We start from the raw sequence: 19160 nt of genomic DNA on the forward strand, positions 1-19160 counted from the left end.
CTTCACCCCCCAGCTCCTAGTTCCACTCATGTCTCCATCCCAGCTCCGTAAACCCGCACCCCCATCTAACCAAAACAGACCAGTGGCCCGGCCGCTGGTCTGTTTCAATAAAGCATTCCATTATAGTCCTAAATCCACTTCTTCTATAATACGTTCAACCAATCGTGCGCTCTTCTTAGCAACCAGATCGCCGCCTGATGATGTAAATGCATTTTGTGCAATGATTTCATCCATTGCTGCATTTACTGTAGCAGGATCAACTGGTTCGATCGGTACATCGAGTGAGTATGTTACCGTTTTGCCATCGTAATTTTCAAATTTAAGCTCCAGCTTTTTCATATTCTGACCTCCCTTCTTTATTGTTTTTTAAGCTTTAAGCCTGTCTGATGTCTGAGCTGTCTTTACGGTGAATATTGTAAAGATTTCGCTCCTGCAAGCCTGCGAATGCTACTGCGATTGTATACAATTGATCCGCTGTCGCAGTTGTCTTCACACTGTTAAAGCTTTTCGTTTTGTAGATTGGTAATCCTGTTGATGTATCAATTCCATCATTCAGCACCAACTGCAACTGAGAATTCGTCATATCCTGTACTGCCATGTAACTCACCTCCCTTTCATAACTACTATCGAATTGGATGGTGGAAAGGGGGCATGGGGAGGATATTTAATTTTTAAACTGCTATCTTTTTTTAAAAAAGACTAGGTAAAAAGTTAAAATAGTATAATTTTGCTTTTTGCTCTATTTATCAGCTGTAAAATTCCATCAACATTATAGAAAATTAATTTTTATGAAATATATTATATGGAAATTCTGCTTTTCGACGTATAAATGTTTTTTTAACAAATTGCGCCTTTAACAGTGAAGTGGTATATTCTAAGTAAGATTTGAAAAGCAACACAAACTATAGAAATTTTAAAGGAAGGAGGAATTGGGATGTCTGACAAAATACTAAATCATATAATGGATCGAATAGAGTTTATGAGTAATAAAATGGTCACCAAAGATGATCTTGAGACCATGGCGACCAAAAGCGACATCAAAAATATGGCTACTAAAGATGACCTCAAGACCATGGCTACCAAGAGCGATATCAAGAATATGGCGGCCAAAAGTGATCTCAACAACATGGCAACTAAAGATGATATCAAAAACTTAGCTGCCAATATTAAAAGCCTTGAAGAAAAAACGAATCAAAATACTGATAAAATCGCCCTTAATTTCAAACAGATTGTAACGAACACGGAGCAATCGTTCTCTTTAAAGGATGATATGAAGGAATTGAAAGTTAGCGGTAAAAGGCTTGAAGATAAATCAGACAAAAACACTGATAAGATTGACCTGAATTACAAGCAAATTGTTGCTAATTCGGAGCAGTTGAACGCTTTGACAAACAGCAGTACAAAGCAGGAAGATATTTTAGCAACGCTGGCATTACGTTCCATTGAACAGGAAGGTAAGCTAAGAAGTGCGGATCTCTAATAAGGGATTTTCTTTACAGAATAAAACGATATATACCCATATTTAATTAACATATACTACAAGAGCAACTATCTCTCCCACCATGTTCAGTTCAACACTTAAAATCCCAATTTCATAAAAAAGAAGCACAATTATTTAAGCAGATGCAACTCCAAATCTGACTCTAGGACTTCTTGATACTACTCAAACTTATCTACTGTGCTTCTTGATCATTTTTGCTAAATTACTCAAATCCAGCATTTAAGGTGATAGAATACCTAAGGTTAAACTCTATCAATCTGCACACCTAAAAAATAAAACACCTCCAGCACAAGACTGAAGATGCTTTACCTAAAACTAACTCTGTACACGGCTCTTCTGTTCAATTAAATGCTGCACATAGTTCTCCCATTTCTCAGCATAGGACTTTTTACTGAAATGATCCTGAATAAAATGTTCGGCATTCTTACCCATTTTAATTGCTTCTATCGGATTTTCGAATAGATGAATCATTTTTTCGGCAAGTGCATCGATGTTTTTATCCTTAACGATATAGCCATTTTTTCCGTGTTCAATTAAATCATTAGGACCATATTTGATATCATAGCTGATCACAGGGGTTTTATTTGCCATGCTTTCCAGTACTGATAACGAGAATCCCTCACTTTTTGATGTTAACGCAGTGAATAATGCATTTTCATATGCTTTATCCGGATTTTGTGTATACCCGCTCATATGGACATTATTCGTTAATTGCAATTGCTCAATTAGGTTCCGGAGCTTTTCTTCCTCGGTTCCTTTTCCGTAAATGTCGAGCTTAACATTTGGAAGCTGATCTACTACTTTTCTAAATGCTTTAATGATATGGTCTACACGTTTCAAGGTAGACAACCTGCTGATTACAACTGCACGATTTTTGTCTTTTTCCGTTGGTTTTAATTTTTCCAGAAATGACTTACTACTTTCATGGTAATGGCCGATTACATACATTTTCTCTCCATTTCCATAGTTGTCACTCATATCTTGCTTTTGCTGGTTTGTTAATAAAAATACACCATCAAATTTATCCATATGATTTAAACCATGCTCGACTTTATTTGCTATCGGTGAATCATCTTTATATGGCGCGCCGAGATAATGGCTGTGGAGCCGCCAGATTGTTATTGCATGTTTAGCTTTAAGCCCTGTCAGAATAGCATCAGTACTCCTTGTATCTGAGATGATCACCGGATTGTTATCATCTTTAATTAAATCCTTTAACCAAGCCTGTTTCAATTTCATAATGTCACCTGTATATTCCTCGGTGATCTCGCCTTTTTTGTTAAACACATGAATATGATCATATTTATCTTTCTCTTTACTGTACCAGGCTGATAAATAAGAGCGCCCCTTTTTATCAAAATAAATGGTTTGACGTGGTTTATTTGTTTCCAGATCTGTATAGATAGTTCGTTTCAAATTTCCACCCGGATCATATTCTTCCCGTCTTGTGCGGTAGCGATTTTCATTAAAATAGTCAATTAGCTTTAATGTATTGCCCTTACCCAGACCAATATACTTTGTATAATAGCCATTCTTGAGAACACGATAGGCGTTATGACCATTCCGTTTGCTTAATGCACCACCATCCGCCAATTTTTTCAAATTTGCCGGTTTCAGTTTAGTTTTTAGTTCGCTATTCTTCTGACCTTCAATATCTTCGTACATATTTCGAATGAATACATTTGGATGTACTTTCCCAAGATCTGCAAGCTTTTGTTTTATATATGGATAATATGCGTTAAAATTAAAGGTGATTATTTCCGTTTCATAGCCTAATTCTGCAAACAAGGAAGCCTGTTTGAGTGAGGCCTTCGTTAAGCCACCCCGTTCAATGTCAACGGAATTACATAAGAAGTATATTTTTTGTTTCTTCATCTTCATCATCCTTCCTGGATATAAATAACTTCGGCAATGCATAGATTTTTATGTAGGTGTTTGAAATTTTGATTTACGAAACCAACACTTAATAGTAAAATGATAATTAGCACGTTTTATGAGGTGACTGATGATGTCTAAAAATAATCAAATTGAGACAAGAACTGACAACCAGACCAAAAAAAAGAAAAGTAAACGAAAGAAAGTCCTATTATATACAGGAATACCCGTTTTGGCTATTTTAATAACCATTCTTTCCTATGGCGTTCATTTATACACGAAAGCTGAAAGGGCTGTGGAGGATTCTTATGAAGATGTTGGCAGAGACAACGGGACCTCTGACCTGAGGACAGAAGCTGTAGATCCGGTGGAGGATAATGTGTCCATTCTCATTATAGGTGTTGATGCAAGTGTAGAACGTGACAATAGTACAACACGCTCTGACACGCTAATGCTGGCAACTTTTAATAAAAAAGACAGCAACGTAAAGCTACTAAGTATCCCCAGGGACTCCCGTGTGTTCGTTCCGGAGGTAGGTTACGATACAAAAATCAATCATGCACATAGTTATGGCGGGACAAAAGCCTCCATTGAAACGGTGGAAAACTTTTTAGACGTGCCTGTTGATTATTATGTAGAACTTAATTTTAAAGCATTCATTGAAGTCGTCGATGCAATCGGTGGAATTAATTATAATGTGCCATTTGACATGAGTGAGATTAATACAAAGGGTCAGGAAAATACGATCAAAATTGATAAAGGCTATCAAAGACTTGATGGAGAAAAAGCTCTTGCATTAGCCCGCTCCAGAAAATATGACAGTGATATCAAACGCGGTGAACGCCAACAGGAAATCATTAAAATTATTGCTGATAAGGTAACTTCCAGTTCTTCTGTTTTAAAACTGGATAATTTAATTGATGCAATTGGGGATAATATGAAAACCAATTTAAACTTTAACGATATGAAAAGCTTTCTGAGCTATGGTATGAATTCAGATGTTGCAATCGAATCCGTCAACCTCGAAGGCAGTGGTGGAAAGATGGTAGACGGATTATGGTATTACCAGGTGGATGAAGAAAGCAGAGCAGAAATTTCTCAAGACTTGAGAGAGCATTTGGATTTACCAATTATGCATACACAGGAATTCGAAACGGAGTTTAGTGCGGAAGATGAAAATATCGAGGGTTATCATGCTTATTAATAGAAGGGAAATCGGCTAGTGGGCCGATTTCTTTTTTATACGCGTAAATGAGACAGATTCTGGTTATTTAAAGTAACTTTTGCGCTCGGGGCGATATTTCCGTGCTCCGGTTGATATATTTGCTTTTCTGGAAGATATATTCCCGCTCCAGATGATATATTTGCTCTCCGGAAGATATATTCCCGCTCCGGATGATATATTTGCTCTCCGGAAGATATATTCCCGCTCTCGATGATATTCCCACTCTCTAGCAGATAACCACACCACTTTAGCCTGCAATTCGTCCCACTACACTAACCAAGCCTACAAACCCATCAAAAAAAGGAAGCAATCCCGAAGAATCACTTCCTTTTCAAAACCATTCTTATCATAAATTCAATTGACTTTAAAAATCTTTTCAGGCGAAAGGGCTCCTTCAATAGTCTGTACAGCCATTCAAGATTATATTTGATCCATTTATCCGGAGCACGCTTCACTTCTCCAGCCAATACGTCAAAGCTGCCGCCGACTCCTATAAAGAGACCTTTGGAAAATTGATCAATATATTTGCTGATCCATGTTTCCTGTCTTGGTGAACCGAGTGCGACAAATACCACATCCGGCTTTGTTGCAATAATCTCTTCAGTAACCGAAGAATCATCCAAAGCAAAAAAACCATGTTGTTGCCCGGCTATTTTCAAATTCGGATATCTCTTTTTAACTTCCGGCACCATTTTTTCAATTACATATTCTTTTGCACCGAGAAAATAACAGGATAACCCTTGAGCTTCAGCATGTTCCAGCAAACTGATCGTCAGTTCAAAGCCGGGGATTCTCTCTTTGAGTGGTTTATTAATCATTTTTGAAGCCATTACGACACCGGCACCATCCGGTACGACATAATCTGCCTTTTCAACAATAGCTTTATAGGCGGCTTCATCTCTTGTTCGCATGACGATTTCCGGGTTTGCTGTCACAACAAAACATTTATCCTCACTGCTAAGCCGAGGATAAATGTGATCATGCAAAAATTCGCTCTTTGTCATATTAATAAAATCAATATCCATAATAGAGACCTGATTTTTAATGTTTGATTCATTTGGCATCTTTAACAACCTCTCACGCCACCTCTAACAGTAGCGCATAAAAATCAATATATCACTTTATTGCTTCATTTTTTAGCAGAGAAGAAAGTATAAACTTTCTTCTCCTGCATAAGTGCAACTAAAGCATTCGCTCAAAGGCTTGGCGAACGCCAAGTTTTCTAATATTTATTTCTGATTTGGACAAGCAATTATAACTTCCTAAATTATACAATTCAAAAGTTGAAAAGACAATAAAGGCTACCATCTTATCCCAACGGAGACAACCTGGAAGCCTGCACTATTCTCAAGCTTCCGGATCTCCTATCTATCCCAAAAACGCAATACGAAATCATTCTTTAAATACCTCATCAACCACACGCTTCGATGCATTTCCGTCTTCCAAATAACAAAAACGATTATAAAATTCCTCATGTACTGCTGACGGGTGAAAGTCTTCCGTTTCAAGCTGCTTGATTTCACGCACAATCTCCTCTGTCGATTTCACCAAGGGACCGGGTGCTTTTGTTTCAAAATCAAAATAGAAGCCTCGAAGATTATCACGGTATTCCTCAATATCATAGACAAAAAACAGCATTGGTCTTTTTAAGTTAGCATAATCAAAGAATACAGAAGAATAATCGGTGATCAGAACATCGGAAATCAAATACAGATCTCTAATATCTTCATATGTTGAAAAATCATACACAAACCCTTTATATGCAGATATATCCAGGTTTTCCGCTACTAAATAATGCATTCTGAGTGCAATAACATGAGTGCTTCCAAATTGCTCATATAACTTTTTTAAATCCAGCTCTAAATTAAATTTATATTTACCTTTCCCATAAAATTGATTATCACGCCAAGTTGGCGCATATAATATTACTTTTTTATTTTCCGGGATATTCAGTGCTTGCTTTAACCTTTTTACAGCTTCCGGATGATTACTATTGTATAGATAGTCATTCCTCGGATAGCCCGATTCGATCATTTCCTGATTAAATTGAAAAGCCCGTCTGAATATTTTTGATGAATAGGCATTTGGTGAGATGAGATAATCCCATTTACTCGCCTCTTTGGTAAAATTCTTTTTATATTTTGTTGTGTTTGTTCCAGGCATATGAACCTCTTCCATATCTGCAGCCAAACGTTTCAATGGGGTACCATGCCATGTTTGTAGATAAATTGTATGTCTTGGTTTAGGAATCCAAAGTGGCAGCCTTGCATTGGTTACCCAATATCCTGCACGGCTCATTAATAACAGCCAACTTACGGAGAAACGACGAACGTAAGTTACATCTTTGCCATTAAAATAGTTTACATGCCTTCTGTCAACACTCCAAATTAGTTTGTAATTTGTTTTTTCATGCTTCATATACTCGTAAATAGCACGTGGATTATCACTAAACTGCTTCCCATGAAAGCTTTCAAAAATAACTAACTTTTTATCGACAGGCATGATTAAACCTAGAATTTTAAAAGCTAACTTGTACACCTTTAAAAGCTGTTTGCTTCGACGTAATGCTACCCAATTTTTCTTTGCATTGCGGATCATTTCAATCGGCAGCTTATACTCAGCAACTTTCAGGGAAAAATATTTTGATTTCTTCGTTGGTTTAGCCGTTATTTTAACCTTGTTTGAACCTGACTTCAGCTTCCTTATTAGCGGATATTGTTGTTTTAAATGATTTACTTTAATTCGTGTACTCTCAAGAACTTCCAGAGTACCTTCACGTTCTGCTTCAATCTTTAAGTAAAATTTTAAAAATTGAGCTTTGCCGAGTGACATATATGGCTTTAAATCCACTTCAGCCTGAAATCCCTTTTCTTTCATTCCATGAAACCAGACATATCCTGCATATGAATCCGGAATAACCATTGGACGCACTGGTATGTGGATTGTTTCATCATTCAAATTCGATGTGGCTATAAGTTCTATATTTTTTATAGCTTCAAAACGCAAACCACTATAATGATACATCCCTTTCATCTGAAGGAGTCCATCTTTCTTTAATGCAACCTCTTCAAGTTTTGCAAATAAAAATACTTCTCTAAAATAAAAGCTTAAATTCCCCTGCCCTGTGGTAGAAGGGTAAAATATATGGGATTCATCCAGTTCCAATTTGAGAAATTCAATGTAATCATAGTTACTTTTAATCCTGGATCGTTTCTCTTCATCATCACGCTGCCTTATAATCGACAAATCAACTATTTCAACTTCTGTTAGGAAAGCCTGGTATTCAGGAAACGAAACTTCTAAATGAAAAATAAAATACGAATCTGTTTCTTCTTTTAATATATATGGAATGATTTTATAATTATCTGTACTGCGCTGATACATTGCAAAATAGTAATTTTCCCATTCGTCCACAAAGGATTTGCTAATAGCTATATCAAGCAAATATGTATCTCCATCAAGCGTCATATCCACTATTTTTTTATTTTTCAAAGCATTCATTGCTGCACCTCTCTGTTTTCCAGTAACCTACTATTTACTAATTATTTCACATAACGTAACATTAAATGCGTTGTTTTCCAACACCAATAATAGTATTTACGTATTAGTATACAATTTTTCGTCTTGGAAATAAAAGTTAAAATCGTTTCATTTCATATTTTCGACTAAATTATTAATAATTTGTTAACTTAATGTTAACTCTGTGTAAAGTTGTGGTATTATAATGATAAGTGGAATTAACATCAAGAAGTAGATGCATTTCATTTGATATTGGAGGAGAAACACTATGAAAAAAGTAATCACATATGGAACATTTGACTTGCTCCATACTGGACATATAAATTTATTACGCCGTGCCAGAGAATACGGTGACTATTTAATTGTTGCTATATCAGCAGATGAGTTCAACGCACTTAAAGGGAAAGAAGCTTATTATACGTTTGAACAACGAAAGTTAATACTTGAAGCGATTCGTTATGTAGATGAAGTTATTCCAGAGTATACGTGGGAACAAAAGGTAGAAGATGTAGAGAAGCATAACGTTGATATCTTCGTAATGGGAGATGACTGGAATGGTAAATTTGACTTCTTAAAAGACCATTGTGACGTTGTTTATTTACCTCGAACTGTCGGGATATCAACTACGAAAATTAAAACAGATTTGACTAAAGCAAATAATGGCTAGAGAATTTGGAATTTCTCTCTACCTTTTTGCTTTCCGCATACTCTTTAATACTTTTAAACTATTTCCCCAAAAGAAGAAAACAGTTGGTGTTGCTTCATTTGGGGATAATATTTTTTATACAGTTTGCGCTTTAAAGGAGCATTCAAACGAAGAGATTATCATCTTAAAAAATAGCTCTTGCAAATATGAATTTGATCCATCAATAGGTAATATCATCCAATTTAATATAAGACATCCAATTGCTTATCTACAATCTATTTATCATCTCGCAACAGCATCTACTATTTTAGTAGATACGTATTTTGGCTTTTTAGCAGCCATAGAATTCAAAAAGGGTACAAACTGTATCCAGCTTTGGCATGCAGCCGGTGCTATTAAACAATTCGGTTTGCTTGATCCTTCGATTGAAAACAGAACCCCAAAAGCCAAGGATCGTTTTCAAAGGGTATATGATAACTTCCATTACTGCGTCGTTGGTTCCGAAGAAATGGCAATTATTTTCAAAGAAAGCTTTGGCTTAACCGATGATAGAATCATTCGTACAGGAACACCACGGACGGATATTTTGTTTGATAATGACGAAAGACAGCGAATCTATCAGGATTTAACGGAAAAATATCCGCAGATTAAAGGCAAAAAAATCATGCTTTATGCCCCGACATTTCGAGCCGAGCAATTGTCGAATGTTGAATTTGAACTGGATATTAAACAGCTATATGAGCAGTTATCTGATGAATATGTGCTGTTTGTTAAAGCACATCCGGCCGTTAATTACACGCTAAGTGATGCATATCAAGACTTTGCAATCGATGTATCCTATGTGAAAGATACAAATTCCTTATTGCTAGCTGTTGATTTATTAATTACCGATTATTCATCCATTCCATTTGAGTTTGCAGTACTTGAAAAACCGATGATTTTCTTTGCTTATGATATGGAAGAATACAAGATTAAAAGTGGTTTAATGCCGGATTATGAAAATCAAATGCCAGGACCAGTCGTATTTTCAACTGAAGCAATTATTCGTGCCATTAAACAGAAAGTTTTTGACAAAAATCAAATCCAGGCTTTTGCTACAAAATGGAATGATTATTCCGATGGTAACGCAAGTTTAAAATTGGCAAAACTATTGCTTGGAATCGAAGAAAAGGAAAAAGTTCCTGTATAAAAAGACTGTCTCAAAATGTGCAGATTGGTGACACTAAATGAGGCAGTTTTTTTCTTATTGGCTGTTATCCAAAAGGTTGGAAATGCGGTTACTCTCCCCACAGTGAATATTGGGGAGAGTGCACTGCTAGACCCATTGAAAAAATTGTTGCTTTTTCATAAATACAGTTTATAAAAGACGAAGTATGTACTAGGTTGTTTTCCGCTGCGGACCGTTGCTTTCCGCGGGCACGGCTTCAGCCTCCTCGCGGAAGACCACCGCTGTGGGGTCTTCAGACACGTGCTGTTCCCGCAGGAGTCAACGGTCCTCCGCTCCAAACAACCGCCACAAAAGTGGATAGCAAATGTTTGATTCAACCAGGATGTACAACACTTTTTTGAAGTTGAAGGCACATTACCAGCGAAGTATATTTCCGGAGCGAATCCTTGCTCTCAACCAATGTTTGCAAAAGAATTGTCACTGTTACATCTACTACTGTATGATTCAAGCCTTTTTTATATTAGTTTTAAACGCAAATCGCTAGGATTATTGTCTTTTATATCTTTAACTTGTATAATTTATTAACATGAAATTATGTATATAGATCTGAAAGGATACACTAATGAAATCTGCAATTACGGTTATTAAAGAGCAAATTGAACACTTTTACTTAATTCGGAGACTTTCGTTGTATGAATTAAAAAGTAAAAATAAAAATAATTATTTGGGTATGGCATGGGAGATTATTAATCCAGCAATACAAATCCTTATTTACTGGTTTGTGTTTGGGACACTCCGTGAGCGGAACCCAATAATGGTAGACGGAGAAGAAATACAGTTTTTCAGCTGGCTATTGGCTGCATTCTTTTTGTGGATTTTCTTTTATCAATCCACGATACAAGGATCAAAATCCATTTATTCCAGGCTAAGAATGCTATCAAAAATGAATTTTCCGATGAGTATCATACCTAGTTATGTGATATTTTCACAGTTCTATGTTCATTTATTTATGCTGGGTATATCGATGATAATTTTGCAATTTATCGGTTATTCCATTTCCATATATTATTTGCAACTCATCTATTATATCTTTGCAACATTGTGTCTGCTATTTGCTATATCACTTATTACGTCAACACTATCCACAATCATAAGAGATGTGCACATGCTACTCAATTCAACATTGCGGATGATGCTGTATTTATCAGGTGTATTATGGCCAATAACACTTTTGGCAGGTTTTCCGATCATAATGAATCTGATAAAACTGAATCCATTATATTATTTAATTGAAGGATATCGATCAGCTTTATTTGGTACAGAGTGGCATTTTATAACGCACTGGGAGTATACATTGATTTTTTGGGGCATTGTGATTGTATTATTCCTGTTTGGTTCCATGCTCCATGTTAAATTCCGAAGACATTTTATTGATTACTTGTAAAGGCTTGTGAGAATGATGGAAAAAGCGATTATCGCCAGTAATATTTCAAAAAAATATAAGCTGTACAATGGCGGCAAAGAACGTCTATTGGATCTGCTTACACCTAAAAGCTATGGGAAGGATTTTTTCGCCTTAACCGATGTTAGTTTTGAAGCGGATAAAGGGGATGTCATTGGCTTTGTAGGTATTAATGGCTCTGGAAAGTCAACATTATCCAATATAGTTGCAGGTATTGTTCCCGAAACCTCAGGGAAAGTCCAAATAAATGGACAAGCTGCCTTGATCGCAGTTGCTTCAGGATTAAAAGGCGATTTAACCGGGCGTGATAATATTGAATTAAAACTGTTGATGCTCGGATTTAATAAAGAAGAAATTAAAGAACTGGAGCCTCGTATCATTGAGTTTTCCGAACTTGAAAATTTTATTGATCAGCCGGTAAAGTCCTATTCCAGTGGGATGAAATCAAGATTAGGTTTTGCTATCTCGGTCAATGTAGACCCTGATATTTTAATTATTGATGAAGCATTATCTGTTGGAGACAAGGCATTTGCCGGAAAAAGCTTTGATAAGATGATGGAATTCAAGGATAAAGGAAAGACCATGATTTTTGTAAGTCATTCCATTGGACAAATGAAAAAATTCTGTGGAAAAATTTTATGGCTTGAGTTTGGCAGGGTAAAAGAATTCGGATCGGTTGACGAAGTAATACCACACTATGAAGCCTTTTTAGCGATGTGGGAAAAGCTGTCCAAAAAAGAACGTGAGCAATATAAAAATAATATATTGGCTGGTGGGACTGGCAGCGACTTTTTGAATAAGCCGAATAAAAAAGAATCAAGCGACAGTAGCGAACAGCAAGAGCAATTAACAAGCCTGCTCGGTCATTTAAAAGCAGGTAAATCTTATATCTATTCATCACCCGTAGACCAGGAGTCCGGAAAGCCTTCCGAGTCATTTAAACATAATGTCTACTATATAAAAAGACAAATTACGTATCGTGAGGAAACATTTTATTTGCTTAGTGAAAGTCCCAGCGCAGAGAAGGATGTCATTGGTTGGATGAAATCCACTGACTTATCCATTCACCAAAATGTAGAAATTGATGAAGACCCTAAATCTTTATATCTCAACGGAGAAGGATCAGGTTTTTCCCGTCCCTGGGGTGGAAAAAACAACATTGTTTATGGTGACCTGAAGCCATATAAAAACAAGGAGTTTCCTGTGAACAAAACTGAAAAAGTCGGCAGAAATATCTGGTATAGAGGAAAATTAAATGATAAAGAGATGTGGATTAATAGCAAGTACGTAACACAAAGGGAAAATAAATAGCAGAAATAAAAATTTTCAGCTACATTAATCAGGGAAGGCTGCAATTCAAAGGATATCGTTCTTGAGTTGCAGCACTTTTTTTAAGTTATAGGAAAGTATAAAAATTTTGGCTTTATTAAGTTAACGACAAGGTAAGCCACGTCCAGCTCCAGCGCCCAGCGACTAGTGGACTTCCTTCACCTCCGTACGATAAGTCAACATCGGTTCGCTTTTAGCTCACCGTGTTTCCTTTATCTCCTACGGCTCAGTCCAGTCCATACGTCGCTTAACGGGCGCTTGCACTTTTGTTCAATGTGAATCCTTTTCCTTTTTCAAACGTCTATATATATTACAGGAGAAATAATTTCTTACAAAACTGTAATCAAATAGTAGTTTACGGATACACGTATTCATAGTAAAATGAAGATTGGTTTGTAATAGCATGACGAAAGCACGTGAATTATGTAGCATAGCGTAAAATAATGTCAAACGTAAAACAAACAGTCAATTAACTAAACATGAACGCATAGTATCGTACGAAGAAAGCTTATGAATTGAACCAATGATACAAAAGGGGAATTACGATGTCTGACAAACAGAAGACAACACAAACACGGATGGTACGCAGAAAGAAAAAGCGTAAATTAAGGAAGAGAGCTTACTTTTTATTGGTATTTTTCCTGATTGCATTCCTATCTGTAATATCATATGCAACATACCTATATATCAAAGCTGACTCTGTATTCTCTGATTCCTATAAAGATGATGGCAGAGAAAAGTCGGAATTAAGAGAACAAGCCGTTGATCCAGCTGAAGATCATGTATCCGTCCTAATTATTGGTGTCGATGAAAGTGAAAAGCGTGACAATGAAGGTTCCGCGCGTTCTGACACACTGATGCTAGCTACAATGAATGTTGAAGACAAAAGTGTGAATTTAGTAAGTATCCCACGAGACTCGCTCGTTTATATTCCAGAAGTAGGTTATGAAACAAAAATCAACCATGCCCATGCATATGGCGGTCCGAAAGCTTCGGTTGAAACTGTAGAAAACTTATTGGATATACCTGTCGACTATTATGTGAAAGTCAATTTCGATGCATTTATCGATGTGGTCGATGCAGTAAATGGGATTACCGTTGATGTACCGTATGAATTAAGTGAACAGGATTCCAGTGATACAAAAGGTGCAATCCACTTGCTTCCAGGCGAACAGGAGCTAAATGGCGAAGAAGCCCTTGCACTGGCGAGAACGAGGAAGTTCGATAATGATATTGAACGTGGAAAAAGACAGCAGGATATCATCAAAGCTGTTCTAAAAAAATCAATTTCATTAGGCTCTGTTTTAAAATATGACAATATCATTGAAGCTGTCGGTGACAATATGACAACGAATATGACATTTGATGAAATGAAGAGCTTTATATCCTATGGAACCAAAGGTAACCTCGAGATTAATACACTTACACTCGAAGGACATGATTACCAGCCTGAAGGAACATATTACTGGCAGCTGGATGAAGCTTCACTTGCTGAGACGAAGCAAACTTTGAAGGAGCATTTAGAGTATAAAGGTTCAGTGAGAAGTGAATAAGCAAAAGCCCTTTACCATTATGAGGTAAAGGGCTTTATTACGATTATTCAACAACAAAAAGGGAATTTCTTTTAGAAATTCCCTTTTTGTATAATACTTAACTTCACTGTCAGCAGATTATCTTAGTAATTTAGCAAGTTCATCAATTACTTGATCACTCACTGCAACTGTTCCACCGATTACAGTTAAAAAGTCAAGATCCTTTTCAGAAATAAACTCTGAAACATCCTCAGAAACATTGTTTCCTACAAGTAAGATTCCTGTTTCTGTTTTTGCGGCTAATGCTGCACTGGATAATGCGTCAGCATAATTTGTACCAGTAGCTATATAATACTCATTCGTATCAACATTAAAGTAATCAGCCACTGCCACTGCTGTTGCATATCTATCTGAACCTTTTATTCGCAATGCATTTGGTACACTATTAAACACTTCATCCGAAATAGCTACCGTTCCACCAATAACTAATGTTTTGGATACATCTAAATCATATAATGCTTGCTTAGTTGCACCTGGAACACTTTCATCATCAGTTAATAAAATTGGTAGTCCTTCTGCTGCAGCATATGAAGCAACAGATAATGCATCAGGGAAGTTCATCCCATTAACAAGAACAACTTCGTTACTTGATCCGTTTTCTACCACTTCATTTGCAATATCTACTGCTGTTTCATACCGTGTTTTACCAGATATACGCTCAACTGCCAGTCCTTGGTTTTTGAGTTCTGCTTCTACATTTTCATTTATAGCAGCTGTTCCACCAAGGATGTATACTGTTTCCGCATCTAAGCGATCAATTTCAGCCTTAGTAGCTTCTGATAATTGTTCTGATTTTGTAAGCAATAGCGGAGAATCATACTTCTTAGCTAAAGGAATGCCGGCTAAAGCATCCGCATAGTTATCCCCACGTGCCAATACAACAACATCAGATGTTTCCCATCCTTCTTGACTTATTTCTACGGCAGTTGCATAGCGGTCATCACCTTTTAATCTTGGAATACGATCTTCGTTTGCAGATGAAGCCCGATATACATTAACTTCCTTAGTTGTCTTATTTCCTGCCAGATCAGTTAATTCTAAATTAATCACATTGTTTCCTGGTTCAAGTGATACACTAGTGGATACTTCATCACTGAAAGGTACCATTTCATATCCAGGCATTTCATTGTAATATACTTCACTGCCATCAACTAGTAATCTTAACTCTTCAGCATTATCTGCTAGTTGTGCAGTAAGGCTAACTGACGTAATTTCATGGTTTACATACGCTGGTACGTCCACTTCTAATTGAGGAGAAGTTGTATCAACAAAAATAGTACGACTGTTTGATTGTGCTGCTACATTTCCATTAATATCAGTTGCTGTAATTCTAATCGGGTTTGCACCATCTTCAAATTCTACTTCTGCTTCAAAGATGTATGTTCCCCCACCTATATTTGTCACCACAGCTTCTTGGCCCTCAACTGTAACCTCTACGATCTCTGTATCGTCCGTCACAGTTCCTAAAACATATACTTCGCTTTCAGAAACAATACTAAAGGTTTCTGGTGTAAATACACTAATAATCGGTGCTTCCTCATCGCCAACTACATGATTGGCAGTATTCCCTGCATTATCAACTGCTTTTACAGTTACTTCACCTTTTTCAGAAAACTCATTACCTAAATCATATTTTGTTACAGCTTCTTCACTTGGTTCTACCAGTCCTAATGGGTCCCCATTTAGTAAGACCTCGTAATAAGATAAACCTGAAGTTTCATCTGAACCAGTGATTGTTAATTCTGTTCCGTCTATACCAGCAACTACTACCGGAGCAACTGTATCGACCTTAACAGGAATTTCAAGTGTTTGAGCTTCTTTGTCCGGATAGTCAATTGTTGTTGCAACTTCAAAGTAATATTGACCGTCAGCAACAACTTCATTTTTCACTGTGCCATCCCAACCATTAGCGGGATTTATATAATACATTGCGCCTAAACCACCATCAAAGTAATTTTTTCTAACATTATTCTCTGATTTAATCGTACGTACCAGATTCTTGTCTTCATCGAGTACATTGTATTCTACTAATTTCGCATTACGCAAAAATGATAAAAGTGGAATAATCTCATCATTTTCACCATCACCATTTGGTGAAATAGCGATATCAGAAGTATTATTTGTATCTGTAAATGGATCGTAGCCTAAGTAGTAATAGCTTCCATCTCCACCATCAGATAATACTCCCGCCTGCTCATAGAATGAATCATTTCCATCATATGCTAATTCGTCTAGTACTGGTGCTTCGTTCCAGTCACCATTGAAACCAACATATGGAACAGAAAGCTCCGGCAGTGCTTCATTTGATAGTGTAACGAAACCTTCTACAAAATAACCATTAGGGAAGATTTCTTCTGGTGATGTAAAACCAGATCCATCCTCATTTAGTACTTTTGCTTCTGTTAAATCAATTTCAACATCAATTGTTGCTGAACCGTTTGCTGGAACTTCAACAGCTGTTTCTCCATCATTTAGTGTTACAACAGCGTCAATTAGTTCTTGTGCTTCAAGTTCATCAAGAGCACCAGTTAATTGCGCATTCCCAATTAAACCGTAAAAAGCAAAATCAGTTTGTATGTTTGCATCGACATCATATGTTACTGCTTCATCGCTGTAGTTTGTTGCTTCAAGTGTAAAGCTAATTTGATCATTTACTTCTTTTAGAGCTACTTTAGCTTCGCCAGTATTTGTTTCTGTCACTACTACAGGCGTGCTTATTGCTCCATGTAGTTGCATAATTCCAGCACCCTGACGACGAGGAGAATATGGATTTTCCTGCTCTAACGCTGACTGAGCTGCCCCTTTATCTACAACTGGTGCAGAAGTATTCAATAAAATATTCTTAGCCATTTCAACACGGTCTTTACCATTTAAATCAAACGCTTCATCAACACGCTGCAGTACTAGTGCAGAACCACCTGATACATGTGGAGCAGCCATTGATGTACCACTCATTGTTCCATATTGATCATCTTGAAGTGTCGATAAAATATTTCCACCTGGAGCTGTAATCTCAGGTTTGAAATCAAGGTTTGGAGTTAAACCCCATGAACTGAAAGCTGACATTGTATCTGCAAGTGGATTCGCAGTTGTAACATTGTCACCATTGAATGAAAGGGATACTGTTTCACCTGCATCCAACTTTTCTTTTAATAAGTCACCATCTGATTTCAACATAAATAACTGTGGTATATCGATAGCCGGATCAGATGCCATGTTTACCCAACCGTCTGAATGGTTATAAACTATAACACCCTCTGCATTTGCCTCCATTGCATTGAACGCAGTATCAGTAAATGAATTACCTCTAACTGCAAAAGCAAATTTCCCTGTCAGATCTTTCCCTGCAAAACCTTCCGCATCACCAATACCTACAAATTCAATCTCATAGGCACCAGCTTCAATATCATTTGGATGAACTTCACTTGCCGACATAAAAGGCGCCAGTCCTTCTTCGTCACCAAAGTTATATGTCACTGCATCCATATCCATGAAGCTATTTTCTAAAGATGCAACCTGAAGGGAGTCATATGAAATCCCCGGGGCACCTACAACACCAATATCAGGGTTTGATGCATATGGATTAAAGAATCCATTCCCGAAATGTGCAGAGTTACCGGCAGAAATGGACATTAATACACCATTTTCTACTGCTCTCTCAACTGCCTGCTGTTCAGGGTCTTCTTCATTAACAAATGCTGCCGTAGAACCTAAACTCATGTTTAGCACATCAGCACCCAGAATGATCGCATCATCAATTGCCTTGATATAAATATCACCCCATGTAGAAGCCATTTCCGGATCATTACCAAATACTTTTAGTGCTAAAAGTTGTGCTTCTGGAGCTACCCCTTTAATCCCGCCATTTTCTTCATCACCATTTGCACCCACTGTACCTGCAACGTGCATACCATGATATGAAGCATCTGGTCCAAGATCAAGGATTTCCTGGGTCTCATCCATATAGTTATAGCCATAAGGAACTTTCGCTGTATGGAATTGCCCTGGAAGGTCATTTTCAAGTATAGCTGCTTCAATTCCTTCCTCTGATAATGAAGCTTCCTCTTCATTTGTTAAAACCATGTCCTGGTGACTTGGGTCAATACCAGTATCAATGATACCAACGATCATTCCCTCACCATTTAAACCATAATCATCCCATACTCTTTGAGCCTCAACTATTTCTTTACTGTATTTCATATCGGGCTCTGCTTCCGGACGTTCATACTCGTTCGTTACCGTTACTTTTGTAACACCGGATAACTTTTCGATATTTTTGATTTCTCCAAATTCAACAATTCCACTAAACCCATTGAATACAGTAGTAAAGTTTTCTTTAAAATCCATGTTTACTTTACTGCTGTTAAGTTGTTCTTTCACTTGTTGTTGGGAATTTAAAACATTTTTTTGTAATTCTGTCTGTTTAGACTCTTCTAATTCACTGAATTTCTTTCCTTGCTTTGTTGCGTATGTAATCGCAGGTTCACCATCAACCTCAACAATTACCCTTACCTTATCAGTTGCTTTATATGTTGCTTCTTTCACATCTTCTTTACTAATTTTGTTGTTTTTTGTTACTTCTTTCGTAATGTTAGCTGGTCCATCTAGATTAGGAGCAGCAAATACCATCCCGAAATTTGAGAACACTAACAGAAATGCTGCTAGTAAGACAAAAGCTTTTTTAATCCTCAATCCATATTCCTCCCTTTTTCTATTGATTCCTCTAACTAGTAATCTAGTAGAGGAAAAATGTAAAATCATTCCCTCCTTTTTTTCAATATTTTACAAAATTATTACAATTATATTATATTGGTAAAAAAAGTAATAGTCAATCAATTATAGG

13 protein-coding genes and 1 pseudogene are annotated in these 19160 nt (G+C 36.8%); 8 read left to right on the top strand and 6 right to left on the bottom strand.

Going from position 1 to position 19160, the window contains the following annotated elements:
- Positions 1-120 precede the first annotated feature (120 nt).
- Together CIL05_RS01095 and CIL05_RS01100 are read right to left on the bottom strand one after the other, a co-directional pair.
- Positions 121-339 carry a DUF2922 domain-containing protein gene (locus CIL05_RS01095; RefSeq protein WP_095653652.1) on the bottom strand — a complete coding sequence of 73 codons (219 nt, stop codon included), beginning with the start codon at positions 337-339 and terminating at the stop codon, positions 121-123.
- A gap of 34 nt (positions 340-373) precedes the next feature.
- Positions 374-598 (bottom strand): DUF1659 domain-containing protein, encoded by a 225-nt coding sequence (locus CIL05_RS01100; RefSeq protein WP_095653653.1) that lies wholly within the window; start codon positions 596-598, stop codon positions 374-376.
- Between the two features lie 336 nt (positions 599-934).
- Between CIL05_RS01100 and CIL05_RS01105 the strand changes: the two genes are divergently transcribed.
- The gene (locus CIL05_RS01105) at positions 935-1480 is read left to right on the top strand and encodes a hypothetical protein (RefSeq protein ID WP_095653654.1); all 546 of its coding nucleotides are present in this window, start codon (positions 935-937) and stop codon (positions 1478-1480) included.
- A gap of 336 nt (positions 1481-1816) precedes the next feature.
- Here CIL05_RS01105 and CIL05_RS01110 read toward each other — a convergent pair whose 3' ends face one another.
- Positions 1817-3376: a glycosyltransferase gene (locus tag CIL05_RS01110; protein ID WP_165769013.1), complete on the bottom strand. Its 1560-nt coding sequence runs from the start codon at positions 3374-3376 to the stop codon at positions 1817-1819.
- A 130-nt stretch (positions 3377-3506) separates the two neighbouring features.
- Here CIL05_RS01110 and CIL05_RS01115 point away from each other — a divergent pair, with 130 nt between their 5' ends.
- Entirely contained in the window at positions 3507-4580 is a 1074-nt protein-coding gene (locus CIL05_RS01115; RefSeq protein ID WP_240510076.1) for an LCP family protein, read from the top strand.
- Positions 4581-4921: 341 nt separating this feature from the next.
- On the opposite strand, the gene CIL05_RS01120 is transcribed toward CIL05_RS01115, so the two are convergent.
- Together CIL05_RS01120 and CIL05_RS01125 are read right to left on the bottom strand one after the other, a co-directional pair.
- Positions 4922-5665, bottom strand: coding sequence for a WecB/TagA/CpsF family glycosyltransferase (locus tag CIL05_RS01120; protein WP_095654049.1), 744 nt, complete (start codon positions 5663-5665; stop codon positions 4922-4924).
- A gap of 328 nt (positions 5666-5993) precedes the next feature.
- Positions 5994-8102 carry a CDP-glycerol glycerophosphotransferase family protein gene (locus tag CIL05_RS01125; protein WP_095653657.1) on the bottom strand — a complete coding sequence of 703 codons (2109 nt, stop codon included), beginning with the start codon at positions 8100-8102 and terminating at the stop codon, positions 5994-5996.
- A gap of 286 nt (positions 8103-8388) precedes the next feature.
- Between CIL05_RS01125 and tagD the strand changes: the two genes are divergently transcribed.
- The 6 genes and pseudogenes from tagD (at position 8389) to CIL05_RS01150 (ending at position 14278) form a co-directional block, all read left to right on the top strand.
- Positions 8389-8787 carry a glycerol-3-phosphate cytidylyltransferase gene (gene tagD / locus CIL05_RS01130; RefSeq protein ID WP_095653658.1) on the top strand — a complete coding sequence of 133 codons (399 nt, stop codon included), beginning with the start codon at positions 8389-8391 and terminating at the stop codon, positions 8785-8787.
- Positions 8780-9955 carry a CDP-glycerol glycerophosphotransferase family protein gene (locus tag CIL05_RS01135; RefSeq protein WP_095653659.1) on the top strand — a complete coding sequence of 392 codons (1176 nt, stop codon included), beginning with the start codon at positions 8780-8782 and terminating at the stop codon, positions 9953-9955. The genes tagD and CIL05_RS01135 overlap by 8 nt, the downstream gene beginning before the upstream one ends.
- Before the next feature lie 601 nt (positions 9956-10556).
- A complete protein-coding gene (locus CIL05_RS01140; protein WP_095653660.1) occupies positions 10557-11378 on the top strand; it encodes an ABC transporter permease in 822 nt (273 codons plus the stop codon).
- 15 nt (positions 11379-11393) lie between these two features.
- A pseudogene (gene tagH, locus CIL05_RS22530) lies at positions 11394-12164 on the top strand (teichoic acids export ABC transporter ATP-binding subunit TagH); the annotation flags it as partial.
- A 273-nt stretch (positions 12165-12437) separates the two neighbouring features.
- On the top strand, positions 12438-12707 hold the full coding sequence (locus CIL05_RS22535) for an SH3-like domain-containing protein (protein ID WP_240510087.1): 270 nt from the start codon (positions 12438-12440) through the stop codon (positions 12705-12707).
- A gap of 563 nt (positions 12708-13270) precedes the next feature.
- The gene (locus tag CIL05_RS01150) at positions 13271-14278 is read left to right on the top strand and encodes an LCP family protein (RefSeq protein ID WP_095653661.1); all 1008 of its coding nucleotides are present in this window, start codon (positions 13271-13273) and stop codon (positions 14276-14278) included.
- 117 nt (positions 14279-14395) lie between these two features.
- Here the strand turns inward: CIL05_RS01150 and CIL05_RS01155 are convergent, their stop codons facing one another.
- The gene (locus CIL05_RS01155; RefSeq protein WP_240510077.1) at positions 14396-19009 is read right to left on the bottom strand and encodes a cell wall-binding repeat-containing protein; all 4614 of its coding nucleotides are present in this window, start codon (positions 19007-19009) and stop codon (positions 14396-14398) included.
- Between the last annotated feature and the right edge of the window lie 151 nt (positions 19010-19160).

The sequence above is a fragment of the Virgibacillus profundi genome (assembly GCF_002287375.1).
Taxonomy (GTDB): Bacteria; Bacillota; Bacilli; order Bacillales; family Amphibacillaceae; genus Virgibacillus_K; species Virgibacillus_K profundi.